This window comes from Pseudomonas sp. AK-TSAG1-1 (assembly GCF_056821665.1).
On record NZ_CM165965.1, the window covers coordinates 2,924,832 to 2,938,700 of the forward strand.

The window sequence follows — 13,869 nt, forward strand, 5'->3', positions numbered from 1 at the left end:
GGTCAACTAATCCCGGACACGACGTTAAGTTTTTTCTCAGCCTGAGCTGGGGCCAGTCCGTTGTTGAATTGGTGCGGTCTAATCCAGTTGTACCGATGCATCAGGTAATGACTGATGTCGCGGTGCGCTTCTTGAGCTGTCATGTAGCCCACGGTCGGTATCCATTCAGTTTTCAAGCTGCGAAACTCACGCTCCATCGGCGCTTTATCCCAACAGTTTCCACGACGGCTCATGCTTTGGCGCATGCGGTAACGCCAGAGCCGTTGGCGAAACTGACGGCTGCCATATTGCGAGCCCTGATGCGAGTGAAACATTAGCCCTTGAGGCCTGCCACGCTGCTCGTAAGCCATGTCCAACGCCTTGATGACCAGATCCGCATCCGGCTTGTTTGACAGCGCCCAGCCCACAATCTGGCGTGCGTAGAGATCCAGAACGACTGCCAGGTAATGCCATTTCCCTTGAGCCCAGATGTAGGTGATGTCGCCACACCAGACCTGGTTGGGTGCCGGAACATCAAACTCTCGATTCAAGATATTCGGAATGTCAGGCCGCTCGACCGTCGCTTGTTTGTAGGCATGTGATCCAGGTTGTTTGCTGACTAGCGCCAGTGCCCGCATCAGGCCTCGCACCTTAAACCGCCCGATCTGCTCGCCGTCTTCCTGCATCATCGACACGATACTGCGGCTACCGGCAGCGCTTCGACTTTGCGTGAAAAGTTCGTTGACCCGACTGCGCAAACGAAGCCGCTCAACGTCGGGATTTCGGCGCCTGAGGCGGTGGGCGTAGTAACACGAACGAGTGACATCAAAGACTGCGCAAAGCCAATCGACCGGCTCTTGGGTACTTAACTGATCAATCAGCGTGTGCGCTCGTGCTCTTCCGACATCAAGAGCGCGGTAGCCTTTTTTAAAATGGATTTCTCCCGCTCAAGACGAGCAATACGCGCTTCCAGTTCTTGGACTTTCTGCTGCTCAGGCGTCAGCGCTTTGCTCTGCGGAGTAACGCCGCTGCGCTCCTGCTGGAGTTGGTTAACCCAGCGACGCAACGCGGACTCGACCACTCCAAGCGAACGGCTGGCTTCGGTATGGCTATAGCCTTGATCGAGCACGAGGCCTGCGGCCTCGCGTTTGAATTCAGCGGAAAAGGAACGACGTTGTTTGGTCATCAGACACCTCTATCTGGCGAGCATTCTCGCCTAAATGGGTGTCCGGTTTCATTAGACCACTACAAACAGAACCTCCTTCCTGGACGGCAGTCCTCAGGGCGGAGGGTGCTTCATCCATACATGTACAAAAGGTCGTCGATCAGCTCAAGCTCCTGCTTTGTGTACTGGACCTTGTTGTACCGTCTAATGTCCTCGAGCACACCTCTGATCGGAACTTGCCGCGAAGGGTCCTGTACAATTTCGATCAGACGGTCGTAATCCGGATCTCTTCCCTTGAGGTATTTTTCAATCAGTTCTTTGAGCGCTATGCGCGCCTCTAGATCGGTCAGCACTGTTACTTCTCCGGCAAGATGGTGACTTCATCCGCTTTAATGATGGTGGTGGTACCCGGTTTCGGAATGAGTTGTCGCGCACCACCCGTACCGTAGTCAGGGTACGCTTTGGTGAACGGTTCCAGATTCGGACCCTTACCACCGAGCTCATACGGCACTGTAACGGTTGGCTCGCCATCCTTATAGAGCTGCAGTGTGTCGAACTTCAATCGCAGGCGACCATCACTCCACGCCGGGTCGGGATCAGCAGGAGTGACATGCTTTGGCGCTCGCATCTGCAATGCTTCTGTAGCAGCGTCTCCAGTCTCAAATTTGTCGAACCCAAAATAGGATAGTCGTGCGTCGCCGGTGTTGATCGTGTTCTGCGCGTGAGTGTTTACTGTTCCGTCAGCGTTTTTGTAGCCCATGTATCGATATGCCGTCGAAGGTAATGTCGAGTCCGGTCCGGATGGGCCAACGTAAAAATCTGGCTTCGACTCGACGACCGCCGGTGGAGTGACGTCTCCAGTCTTTACGCTGGAGTCTGCAGGAGTAGGGGTAGTGTTCGGAGAAGATGATCCTCCAGGCTTGGGGCAGTTCGCAGCGGGCTTCAGTGGTGCTTTTTTCGCAACACCAGAAATCGCTTTAGTAATCGCCCTGAACATTAGTCCGAGCGGGTCTACCCAGCCGGTAGGGTTGGGGGCGTACTGGTAATTGTTTAGGCCACCTACAAGCTTTACCGGGTCGGGGGTTAGAAATCGTCCTGTGCTCGGGCTGTAGTACCGATGGCGGTTGTAATGAAGTCCGCTCTCTGCGTCGAAATACTGGCCTTGAAACCGTAGCGGGTTGTCGATCTCCGCGACATCCAGCGTAGCCAGGTTGCCGTAGGCTCGATACTTGGCCGACCACATAATTGCGCCGCTGTAATCGGTGAGCTCCTGCGGCGTGCCCAAGTGATCGAGCTGGTAATAAAACGGCGTGGCTTTCAGAGGGCCTTCACCGTCGAGCATCGTCAAGGGGCGGAAGCTGTCTGGCTCATAGACATAGGTGCGATACCGACTTTCACCGCTCTCTACAATCAGCCGTTCGCCTTGCCAGAGGAATTCGGTGGTGTGGCCATCGACTGTTTTCTCGATACGTCGACCGAAGGCGTCGTACTTGTAGGTCGCGATACTGCCGCCGGGTAGGCTGACGCCGATCAAGCGATGCTGGCAGTCATAGCGGTATTCAGTGACGAGCTTCTGCCCGGTACCGCGGCGCTCGCGAATCAGATTTCCGTAGGCGTCGTAGTCGTAGTGGCGGTCACCCTGCATCAGCAGGCGGTTGCCTTTGACGTTGGCAAGGTTGGCGGTGCCTTCGTTGTTCTGGCCCAGCAGATTGCCAGCTGGGTCGTGCGCGAAGCTCTCCGGTGTTGCTCCCCGAACACTGATCAAGCGATCAAGCGGATCGTAGTGGAAGTTACGGGCACCCTTTAGGCTGTCATTGATGCCTGCGAGGTTACCTGCCGCGTCGTAGTTATATCGGCGCTGCAGCACGATGCTGTCGCGTTGGCTAACGCTGTGAGCCTGCAAGCGCCCCTGATCGTCGTATTGATACTGACTCAACAGCAAGCCTTGCTGACGTTGCTGTTCACGACCAGCTTTGAACTGGTGAGATGTCAGGCGAGAACCGTTGAGGTCAATGCTGCTGAGATTGCCGCCGGGTAACCGGCGATAGTCGAGCTTGCTACCGTCCGGTAGACGGCAATGCTTTAGTTGGCCTACGTTGTCGTACTCGTAGCGCAGGGTGCCCCAACCCTGGTGCTCGGTAATCAGCCGATCTTGGGAGTCGTATTCATAAGCCAGTGGCCAATGACCGTCATCAACATTGACCAAGCGACCGAGTGCGTCATAGCTGTAGTGAACTTCCTCACCATCGGCCAATTTCTTCACAAGCAAGCGGCCAGCGGAGTCACGTTGGTATTCAGTGACCAGCTCGCTACCGTCGTCGCCGTACTCAGTTCTTTTCAGCAGGTTGCCATTCAGGTCATATTCGTAGGCAGTACGGCGACCATCAAATCCAGTTTCCTGCTGTATGAGCCCGTTTGAGTAATAGTTGAGCTGATAATGTTCGCCGCGCTCGTTTTCGATCTCAGTCAGCAGCAGGCGTGAGTTGTCGTAGCGATAGCGCAGCTCACTGCCGTCCGGGTTGATGCGGCGGCTGACAAGTTGCAGATTGTCGGCGTATTCGTAGCGTGTGATACGGCCTAGTTCATCGCGCTCGGCTGTGACCTTGCCGTAGGCGTTATAGGTATAAGTGCGGGTCGCACCGCCAGGCTGTGTGGTCTGCGTCAAACGGCCAGCCGCATCCCATTGGTAATGGGTGATCGAGCCGTGTTCGTCCTGGCGGGTGATTTGACGACCCAGTGCGTCGTAGCGGTATTTACGACGACCACCATCGGGCAATGCTTCTTCGAGCAATTGACCCAGTCAATTCCAGGCGAGCTGATGCCGTCCGCCGTCTGGATGAACGATCTCCAGCACACGACCTTGGGCATCGTAGCTGTAGTGTGTTTCGTTGCCGTCAGGATCTGTCTGGCGGGTGATATCGCCTTGGCTATTTCGCTGGTATTTCCAGCTCGCTTTACCTCGGTGAATCTCACTCACAAAGCCATGTCGATATTCGTAGAACGTCGGCGCATCTTCAGGAGGAATAACAACGACAAGCAGGCCGGCATCGTTGTAACGGTATTCGGTAATTGCTCCGAGAGGGTCCTTTTCTGCAATCAGCCGACCTTTGTCGTCATAAGCCTTTTGAGTCTCAGCGCCGTCCGCAGCGATCTCGCTGATGAGTCGAGCATTTTCGTCATGCACATAAACCTGCTCGCTCCCATCCGCGTTTGTAACGGTAACCTTGCCGGCATCGTCCCAAGCGTATTGCGAGTCCATCTGCGAAAAGCTGGCCCAGTGACGGATGCTGCGTGACGATTTGCCTTCGTTTTCCCACTCCCAGAAAAAGCTCGCACCACCGGCCAGTTGTCGTTCCAAAATGACGTGTTGGTCGTTGTAACGATAGTGTTCAGTTTCACCGGCAGCATTGGTGGCGCTGATGAGCTGGCCCTGTGCGTTATACCGATAGGTCACTAGCGTTTGAACGGTGATCCATGGCTCCTGCCGTTGACCCTGCTCCGTGTACTCAGCACGGCGCTGCTGATAATCCACGGCAACGATGTGACGATCTTCGTGGCGGACTAACAGGGAGCGTCCGGCGTTGTTGTCGATACGCTGGATTCGGTCAGCGAAGTCGTAACTTAGCTGTAACTGGTTGTTGTACGCGTCACTGATGGTGATCAAGCGTCCCGCACGGAAATGATAAAAGCGCGGATTCTGCCCGGCCTGCGTCAGGATGAGTTCGCCTGGTGTCGATCCCAGGTAGATGGCCGCTTTCGACAGGCTGTTGATGATGGCGGGGCGTTGCTGTGTCGGCATCGGAAAACGAGTGGTTCGGTTTTCGTTATCCGTCCACAGGACGCCTTCATCATCCAGATCCAGTCGGTGAGAAAGTGCGTGGCTCCAACCAAACCCAAGGCGGCTGTCGATCTCGACCGCACTGGTGCGATAGAGGCGCGTCCACTCAAACGGAAGCAGACCATCGAGTTGACCATCGGTAAGAGTCAGTAATTCTTCGCCCGTGACCATCGAGACAGGGCAGCCGTTGGTGCAAGTGTCTTGCGCCGGCGCCGCACTCTTGTCGTCAGGATTCTTCGATTGTTTCGAGGCGTCATCGGGACGCTTGCCGTGCTCAACTGTCGCATTACGTTTGCCATCAAAGCGTAGCTGCGCGACTCCTTTCTCTACACGAGTCGCCACTCCACGAGCTGCGACAGCGACGTATTTACCGACGTAACCCATGAAGCCCTTGATGATGCTGAATAACGACTTCACGAATCCGGTGACAGCTTTGACGATGATCTGGCCGTACTTCGCTAAACGTGCGGCCAGATAAAATAGCCCGGCGCCTTCGGCTGCTACGGTCAATACGACCGAAATCACGATGTCGATGAGAATTCCGATGACGGCTGCAGATGTCATCTTTGCCGTTTGGCCAGCCGCCTGCGTCGGTGGCAATGCTGAAACCCAGATTGAAGCGCAATGCACCATCAAGAACAGCGCGGCCTCGTCGCTGGCAAGCAACATGGCCTGTTTCATCACATCTGGCGCCTCTTTGGCCAGCTTGATCAGTTCCTCTGCACCGGCCCCTAAATCCTCTGCGAACTTTTTAGGGTTTTGAAGGATGTCCAAGGCCTTTGAGATGCCATCCCAAACGCCTTTGATAGCTTCCCATCCACCTTCGAGAATGCCGACCCCAATTGCCATCGCTTTGGCTGACGCACTCTGATTCGACCACTGCGGTTTGAAGCCTGCCCATTCTTTGCGCAGGAATCCTTCTAGATCGGCAGCTAAGCCGTCGTAGGATTTGAAGAGCGTGTCGATCTGCGCAGGCGTCACTTGATCGTGGACGTGGATCTTGTAGGATTTTCCAGGCTGTCCCTGAAAACTGCCTTTGCCCTGTTTATCCAAGGTAATCGTCGACTTGGCGCCTCCATCCACGGCAATGATATCGACCTTGATATCGCCGATAGGGATGTCGAAAACTGATTCGAATTTGCTCTCAATCAGCAGTGGTCCTACAAGCGGGCACTTGGCGACGTATGAAAAATCTCCATCAGTCATGCTGATAGATTTGCTGGAGTCACCGGCCTTGATCACGCGCTCCATACCAAGAAGGGAGGGCATGTCTGCAGCTCGGCTGGCTTTGTCAGCAAGCTGTGCGTACCAGCTCTTGGTTTCCTCGCGGTACAGCTTGAGGCTGTTTTTGAAGGAGTCCAATTGGGTTTCGATAGTGGCAACGCGATCCATCAGCCTTGCTCCAGAATCAGGTGGTTTAACAGTGCTTCTTTAAGGTTTTTCGGCGCATCCGGGCGGCGCACGAAACGGCTGACTTTCAGCTTCAGGTTGTTCTCTGGCCAAGCGTTGTAAAGGTCCGGACGTTCTTCTTCGAGCCATTGCAGGAGATTGCCAATCAGTGTCGAAGGGTTTTCCTTGGTCAAACTGTCCAGCAACGGCTTCGGCACTTCCCACCACGGCCAATCCCGCACCTTCGGCAAAACCCGTGTCCCAACCTCCAGCGTTTGCCCGTTAATCAGATACCGCTCAAACACCGGCAGTACTTCCCCAGCCTTCTCCCCAAGCCCCTTCAGAATCGGATAGATATGCCTGCCATCCCAGAACCGGAAAAACACCTCAGTCCCGTCCGGCATCTTCACCTGCGTCAGGCTGCGCAGATGCTCAAACACACCATTCGGTTCGGCGCGTGATACTGCAAGCCAACCCCAGTCGAGGGCGTCGGTTTCGGCGATCCATGGCAAGAATGGCGAGTTGGAAGTCAGCTCGGTAACGTAGGGCATCACCGGTTGCCAGGTGGAGTAGGGCGTGCCGCCCCAGATCGGCAGGAGCTGGGCGGTGGGTTCGGTCAGGTACAGGGTTTTCAGTGCGTCGGCATCACTCGCCGCACTGATGACCAGATACAGACGCTCGCCAGTCTGCAGCGGCTGTTGTGCCAGCCAGTCCTTGGGTGTCAGTCGATCAGATGGCACAGGCACCTGCCTTGCATTTTTCGCATTCTTCGCAGAACGGTGCGTTGCGTTTGAGGGTGTTGATCTGGGCCGGGGTCAGGACCTGGCCGGCCTTGTCAGCGTCGGCCTGTTTGAGGATGCCGGGCATCAGCGGGGCGGCGCCGGTGCCGCTGCCGGGGCTGCCGCCGGAGTTCATGTTGATCACCGGGCCGCTCATGGTCACGCCGCCGGCGTCGATCTTGATGAAGCTGCCGCCGCCGATCAGGGTCAACTCGGCGCCGGCTTCGAGCACGACTTTCATGCCGCTGCTCAGGTGGATTTCCTGGCCAGCGTCGATGAACTGGCCGGTGCCGATCTTGATGTGCTGGTTGACGCCCACGGTCAGGTGGTCGTTGGCGCGGGTTTCGACTTTGCGGTCGGCGTAGACGGTGTGGTGCTCTTCGGCCTTGAATTCGCTGTAGCTGTTCTTTTCGACGGTGTCGTGGCGTTCGTTGCCGACGCGGATTTTCTGGTCGTGCTCGATGTTTTCGTCCCAGTCGCGCTGGGCGTGCAGGTAGATCTGCTCCTGACCTTTCTTGTCTTCGATGCGAAGTTCGTTGTAACCGCCACCGCCCATCGAACTCAGGGTCTTGAAGGTGCTGCGGGTCTTGTTCGCCGGCAGCGCGTAGGGGACGGTGTTTTCCTTGTGGTACAGGCAGCCGCTGATCAGCGGTTGATCGGGGTCGCCTTCAAGGAAAGTCACCAGCACTTCCATGCCGATGCGCGGGATGGCGATGCCGCCGTATTGGGCGCCGGCCCAGGCGGAAGAGACGCGCAGCCAGCAACTGGTCTTGTCGTCGGCCTGACCTTCGCGGTCCCAGTGAAATTGCACTTTGACGCGGCCGTACTGGTCGCAGTGGATCTCTTCGCCTTTGGGGCCGGTCACCACGGCGCTCTGGCTGCCGAGGATGCGCGGTTTCGGGTGGCGCAGCGGTGGACGGTTTGGCACGTCCCACGGGGTGGCCTGAAAGCGGTTGCGATAGCCCTGATGGAAGTCGTCTTTCAATGCGGTGGTGTCGCTGGTCACCGACTCCTCGAGCACTTGTGGCTGTTTGCCTTCGTGCAGGACTTCAGTGAGCAACCACAGGTCGTTCCACTTGGCCTTCGGGTGCTCGGTCAGGGCGAGGAAATGGCCGCTGACCAGCAGCGGCTGGTCGCTCTTGCCTTCGGCGAGCTGGAAGTCGCTGCGGTGACGTTCGAGGGCGCGTTTGGCCAGGTGCTTGCCGCGCTCGCGGTCGATGAAGCGGCCCGGGTAGTCGTAGTCTTCGAGGTCGGGCAGGGCGTCGCCACGGTTTTCGCTTTCTAGGGTGATGCGCGGTTTTTCGAAATCGTAGTCGCGGCGCGTGGTGCGGCTGGTACGGGTTTCCAGGCGCAGGTCGAAACGCTTGATCACCGGGTTGCTGGCGACCATGCCGGAGTCTTGCTGGTAGGCCACAGGCTTGAGTTTCGGGAACACCGTCTGGTCATCGCCGAACACCAGCTTGTGCGCCGTGGCGCTGTGCTGGAAGTGGTAGTGGATACCTTCTTCCTCGCACAGACGCTGGATGAAATGCAGGTCCGATTCATCGTATTGCACGCAGTAGATGCGCTCGGGATAGATCGAACCGGTCTTGAATTCGTAGGCGTTGCTCTGGATGCCGTGTTCTTCGAGGACCATGCCGATGATTTTCGGCACCGTGAGGTTCTGGAAGATGCGTTGGTTGACGCGATGCGCCAGGTACGACAATTGCGGGCGCAGGGTCACCGAATAGCGCGTCAGGCGCTTGCCGGAATCGCCTTGCGCGGCGCGGTAGATCTGGCCGTGGATGCCGCTGCCATCGGGCGACAGCTGCAGGAAGGCCGGTTTGTGCAGCAGGGTTTCGAGGTCCAGCGACGGCTGCTCACTGACCAGCTCCACCTCAAACACAAAAGGCTGGCTGATGGCTTCCCGGCCGGTCAGGGTAAATACCTGAAAATCGGCGGAAAGCCCTTCGATGGTCAGGGCAAAGTGGGTTTCATTGGCCGGCGCGAACATCCCTTGTTCCTCGTGCTGTACAGCGGCGTTCGTCGACTACCGCCAGGCGGATCAACGCACGCGAAATTCTGGAGGGGCGTAAACAACATCGACCAGCAGGGCTGGTCGATGCTTGTAACGATCAGCCGTAATTAAACGACTGGAGCACGCCAGTCATCGGAACCCGAAGTACCGGATACTTCGTGGGTCCAGGTGATTTTGCGGTAGGTGAACTGCACTTCTTCCAGGTGGGTGAAGTGCGAGTTGCCTGGATCCTGGCAGTTGTGCATTTTGTTGTTGATGGCGACGATGATCGCGTCTTCCAGTTTGGTGGTGTAGTAGTGCTCTTGAGTACCTTGAGCAGAAGTACGGTACCACTGGATAACGATTTCGCTCATGCGCTCGCCGGAGGTCAGAGCAGCTTGCAGCAGAGGCGAAGCCTTGTCGTAGACCTTGGTGATCACAACTGGCTTGTGAACGCGCTGACCGGTTGGCTGACCGGATTGTGGGTCACGCGGGATGATCACGTCGTGGCTGAAAGCCTGAACCATGACCTGGTCTTCGTGGCCTTCCTGGTAGGTGTTGCCAACGGAGTCGGCGGTGAAGGCGCCGGCAGTGATCAGGCCTTGTTTTTCGCCGGTAACCGACATGTACGCTGGTGTTGCCATGGGGTGCTCTCCTTGCGGATAAATTTAGGGTGCCCGGGAGGCGGAATCGCCCGGTGGGTGCCAGATTGTTATCAAGGAGCGTGCCAGGTTTGTTGAAGGTCCCGGAAGCCGGGGGTGGAACGGCTCTGGACTGCGGTTGGGACGAAGTTTTCTGCGCACTTGGCTGCGAGTCACGCCAATCAAGGCCTGTAGAATGATCGGCGGTCGTTTTCGCCGGACGAGTGCGCAAGAAGTTGCGCAGTATGGCGATATGCCAGTCGCACCGATGTGTCTTACAGCATCTGAACGTGAGGAGGAAGCTGGCAGCTATCGGCCAATAGCGGCCTTTGGTTGCGCGCGCGGTATGCGAATCGACCCGAAGGAGCTCTAAGGTGGCGATACCCTCGGGATGCTCTCCTCATTCGGTGAGGCTTATCAGTTGGAATCCAATACTGGATTGTGGCATGCGAGAATCCGGATTTCTCTGGTGAGGACCGGTTTCTAATAGGTTGCTGCGGGACTACAATGATAAGCTTGTTATTTAAATCCTTACACGTACAACTAATACTATTGGTCCTGGTTGTTAACCAAATCGCGCAAGCTAGTGTGTTCTAGCGAGGAAAGTTTTAAATGTGAATTTGGCGCGGAAAGTTTGCGCCGTTTAAACGACTGGATTAAAATCAGCCGGTTAAAAATAAAGTAAGCCCCGTATCCGGAAGCTCTATTTGTTCAAATAGTTAAACGATTGTGTTCGAGAAAAATCTTAGCCTGCATACACAGTACTTTTTCGCTTTTCAACTACAAAAGGAGTAAGCCAGACGTAAATACCTTTGCTGAGGGAAGACAGAGCAACAAAAGAAAAAACAGTACTAGCTCGTGATTGCTTAGACACAACACGCGCAAATTTTTCTTTTTTTGTTGCTCTGTCAATCCCCTCCCAGCATTTCTTGCTCACACGTTCGCAAGTCGCGGGTGAAGATGGCGCCGAGCCTAGGTCAGGGAAGATTGTCCGGGGCAATATTATATAACCGAAGCGCCTGCGCCATGACCTTGCTGAAAACCGGCGCCGATACCAGCCCTCCGAAATAGCCGTGCTTGGAAGGGTTGTCGATCATCACGACCACCACAAATTTCGGTGAGGCGGCGGGTGCGAACCCGGCGAACATCGCCCTGTACGTATTGTGCTGATAGCCCTTATTGATGGCGCTGGGCCGCCTGGCGGTACCGCTCTTGCCGCCCACGTGGTAGCCCGGAACCTTGGCCCGATAAATACCCCTGGGTGCTTCAACAACCTGTACCAGCATGTGCTTCAGCGCATTGGCCACCGGGGCAGGCATCGCCTGACTCGCATGCGTTGGTTCGCTGACACGCAACAGCGAGACAGGCACACTTCTGCCGCCATTGGCCAGGGTGGCGTAGGCTTTGGCCAACTGCACGGCGGTGACGGAAACGCCGTAGCCGTAGGACATCGCTGCGGTTTCGGCGTCCCGCCACTGGCGTCGGGTGGGCAACACGCCCGAACGCTCCCCGGGGAACGCCGTACCGGTCGATTGCCCCAGGCCCAAGCGCTGCAGCAGGCCATGAATCTTCTCACCGCCAATATCGAATGCCACCTGGCTGATCGCAACGTTGCTGGAACGCACCAGGATCCCGGCCATGTCCAACCGCTCCCCCGCGGTGCGCGAGGCATCCCGGATGGTGAACCTGCCAACCTTCAGGCTGCCGGTTTTTACCAGCACGGTGTCGGACGGTTTCCAGCGCCCGCTTTCTAGTGCAGCGGCAACCGAAAACGGTTTCATCGTCGAGGCAGGCTCGAACACGTCCACTAGCGCCCGGTTTCTCATCGCTAATGGGCTGGCCTGCCCTCGGTTGTTAGGGTTGTAGGTGGGGTAGTTGGCCAGTGCCAGCAGCTCCCCGGTCTCGACATCGAGGATCACGACACTTCCCGCGTCGGCACCATTGTCGGTCACGGCCTTCTCCAACTCGCGGCTCGCCAGGTACTGCAAGCGTATGTCCAGGGACAGCGCCAGATCCTGCCCCTGTCTTGCAGGCCGGCTCACTCCCAGATCCTGGATTACCTGCCCCTTGCGGTCTTTGACTACATGCTGCCTGCCGCTGATCCCACGTAGCGCCTGATCGTAGGCCAGCTCCACTCCTTCGCTGCCGTTGTTGTCGATATCGGTAAAACCAACGACCTGCGCGGCGATGGCACCTGTAGGATAGAAGCGTCGCGACTCCTCTAAGCTGTAAATGCCCTTGATGTGCTGTTGGTGGATGACCTGCAACACCTGCCCAGCCCGTTCAGGGGGCAGGCGCCTGCGCAGGTAGAAAAACGCCTTGTGCCGGTTTTGCGCAAAGCGCTTTTCGAGCGTCGCAAGCGGCATCTCCAACGCCTCGGCGAGCGACGGCCATTTGGCCTTCTCATCGGAAAGTTCACGCATGTCAGCCCACAGGGTAACCACTGGGGTGCTGACAGCCAGCGGGTGTCCGGCCCGATCCGTGATCACCCCTCGGGGCGCAGGGTGGGTCAGATAACGCAGGCTCCGCGCATCACCCTGATGGCGGAGGAAGGCATTATCGACAATTTGCAACTCGACAATGCGCCAACACAGCGTGAACGCAAGGATTAATACGACGCCGACCACGAGCCTGAACCGCCACGGATAACCGGGCAGCGTTCTAGAAAAGGGACGCATTAAGACACTCACAGCGATGATCAAGGCAACAGCCAGGCGGGGGGGGCAATACCGAGCCATTCCAGCAGTTGCACGTTGACACTCCCGGTCAATGGCAACGCTTGGTCCAACTGCAGCAAATAGATGGCCTCTTGTGTTTCGCTGCCAAACAAACCATCGATGTCGCCTTGATAATAGTTGTGCCCCTGCAGCGCGACCTGAAGTTCGGTGATCAATTGCTTGCCAAGCGGCATCATTACACTGGCGTGCGGCTCATCTTTCGGCGGCATGGGCGCGGCATTCAACGTGCCGACAGTAATAACCAGCAGTAAACCCGCAACAACTTTGCTTGCATTCATTAGTATCAATTTACCTGCCCAGCCAAATAGCGACTCAAGCATTAGTTAACTATTTGCCGTGTATTGTCCGCACGCCTATACTATTAATCAATCAACTATCAAGATATCTGATATGAAAAACATTGATATCGAAAGTGCCGACCTGAATCTGCTCAGAGTTTTTGTCGCCCTGATCGAAGAAGGTGGCGCCAGCCGTGCTGCCATACGTCTGGGCGTCACGCAGCCTGCGGTTAGTGCCGCACTTGGCCGCCTGCGTGAGATCTACGCCGACCCGTTGTTCGAGCGCACTGGCCGTGGCCTGCGCCCGACAAGGCGCGCCAACGAGCTGGCACCGCTCATTGGCGAGGCCCTCAATTGCTGCCGGCAAGCCCTTGCACTTTCGGGCGGTGATCGGGACATTAAGGGTAGGACGATCACCTTCGGCTTGTCCGATGACAGTGAAATCGCCCTCGGCGAAAGCCTGGTATCGCAGATCGACAAACACCTGCCTGGCTTGCGCGTGATTTTTCGGCAGACTCACAGCGGACTGGTCCAGGACATGTTGATGCATCATCAGATAGACATTGCCTTGTCGGCCGGCGGGATGTCGTCGCCACTGATCGCCCGGCACCGCCTTGGCCGGGGCAATTACCTAGGCATTGCCGATGCCAACAACACGCTACCCACCACCGCCGAAGACTACGCCCAGCGGCCCCACCTGCTGGTCTCTTCAGCCGGTTTCGTCGGCATCGTCGACGAAGGCTTGAATGCAGTCGGCTACAAACGCCGTATCCACGCCTCTACTTCGCATTTTGCCGCAGTGCCGTTTCTGCTGATGGGATCGAAACTGATCACCACTGTGCCTACTCATGCGGCTCGCGCCATGGAAAGGGTCAGCACGCTGCAAACGTTCTCCTGCCCCGTTCCAATGCCCTCCTACGATCTTGAAATCGGCACGCGAGTGGGTAGCAAGCACGACAGCACGCTACAAACGGTCAAGGCGATGATCATAGAACTGGTGGATGAGACCTTTTGCCTGACCTGAGCCACCTCGATTTTGATAAGCGAGCGGTCAGAGTCAGAAGCC

General features: G+C 56.8%; 8 protein-coding genes and 1 pseudogene. 1 reads left to right on the plus strand and 8 read right to left on the minus strand.

The window, feature by feature from the left end; genetic code table 11:
• Positions 1 to 2: 2 nt before the first annotated feature.
• The 8 genes and pseudogenes from AC1UK9_RS13085 to AC1UK9_RS13120 form a co-directional block, all read right to left on the minus strand.
• Positions 3 to 1,165 (minus strand): IS3 family transposase gene (locus tag AC1UK9_RS13085; RefSeq protein ID WP_482580318.1). Its coding sequence is split into 2 segments (ribosomal slippage): positions 3 to 910 and positions 910 to 1,165, totalling 1,164 coding nucleotides; the frame shifts between segments, so codons are not numbered across the junction.
• A gap of 110 nt (positions 1,166 to 1,275) precedes the next feature.
• Positions 1,276 to 1,497, minus strand: coding sequence for a hypothetical protein (locus tag AC1UK9_RS13090; protein ID WP_025112114.1), 222 nt, complete (start codon positions 1,495 to 1,497; stop codon positions 1,276 to 1,278).
• 644 nt (positions 1,498 to 2,141) lie between these two features.
• Positions 2,142 to 6,374 (minus strand): annotated as a pseudogene (locus tag AC1UK9_RS13095) (RHS repeat-associated core domain-containing protein); the annotation flags it as partial.
• A complete protein-coding gene (locus AC1UK9_RS13100) occupies positions 6,374 to 7,111 on the minus strand; it encodes a DUF4123 domain-containing protein (protein WP_482580319.1) in 738 nt (245 codons plus the stop codon). The pseudogene AC1UK9_RS13095 and the gene AC1UK9_RS13100, both read right to left, overlap by 1 nt.
• A complete protein-coding gene (locus AC1UK9_RS13105) occupies positions 7,101 to 9,143 on the minus strand; it encodes a type VI secretion system Vgr family protein (RefSeq protein ID WP_482580320.1) in 2,043 nt (680 codons plus the stop codon). The genes AC1UK9_RS13100 and AC1UK9_RS13105 overlap by 11 nt, the downstream gene beginning before the upstream one ends.
• A gap of 131 nt (positions 9,144 to 9,274) precedes the next feature.
• Complete coding sequence (locus AC1UK9_RS13110; RefSeq protein ID WP_047601845.1) at positions 9,275 to 9,790, minus strand: Hcp family type VI secretion system effector; 516 nt, start codon at positions 9,788 to 9,790, stop codon at positions 9,275 to 9,277.
• Between the two features lie 974 nt (positions 9,791 to 10,764).
• Positions 10,765 to 12,465, minus strand: coding sequence for a peptidoglycan D,D-transpeptidase FtsI family protein (locus AC1UK9_RS13115; RefSeq protein ID WP_482580321.1), 1,701 nt, complete (start codon positions 12,463 to 12,465; stop codon positions 10,765 to 10,767).
• Positions 12,466 to 12,485: 20 nt separating this feature from the next.
• Positions 12,486 to 12,803, minus strand: coding sequence for a peptidoglycan-binding domain-containing protein (locus tag AC1UK9_RS13120; RefSeq protein ID WP_025110144.1), 318 nt, complete (start codon positions 12,801 to 12,803; stop codon positions 12,486 to 12,488).
• Between the two features lie 112 nt (positions 12,804 to 12,915).
• Here AC1UK9_RS13120 and AC1UK9_RS13125 point away from each other — a divergent pair, with 112 nt between their 5' ends.
• The gene (locus AC1UK9_RS13125) at positions 12,916 to 13,827 is read left to right on the plus strand and encodes a LysR family transcriptional regulator (protein WP_482580322.1); all 912 of its coding nucleotides are present in this window, start codon (positions 12,916 to 12,918) and stop codon (positions 13,825 to 13,827) included.
• The last annotated feature ends 42 nt before the right edge of the window (positions 13,828 to 13,869 follow it).

Bases quoted from the DNA above. Each gene is read 5' to 3' on its own strand.
- AC1UK9_RS13125 (WP_482580322.1), top strand. From the start codon at position 12,916: ATGAAAAACATTGATATCGAAAGTGCCGACCTGAATCTGCTCAGAGTT.
- AC1UK9_RS13120 (WP_025110144.1), bottom strand. From the start codon at position 12,803: ATGAATGCAAGCAAAGTTGTTGCGGGTTTACTGCTGGTTATTACTGTC.
- AC1UK9_RS13115 (WP_482580321.1), bottom strand. From the start codon at position 12,465: ATGCGTCCCTTTTCTAGAACGCTGCCCGGTTATCCGTGGCGGTTCAGG.
- AC1UK9_RS13110 (WP_047601845.1), bottom strand. From the start codon at position 9,790: ATGGCAACACCAGCGTACATGTCGGTTACCGGCGAAAAACAAGGCCTG.
- AC1UK9_RS13105 (WP_482580320.1), bottom strand. From the start codon at position 9,143: ATGTTCGCGCCGGCCAATGAAACCCACTTTGCCCTGACCATCGAAGGG.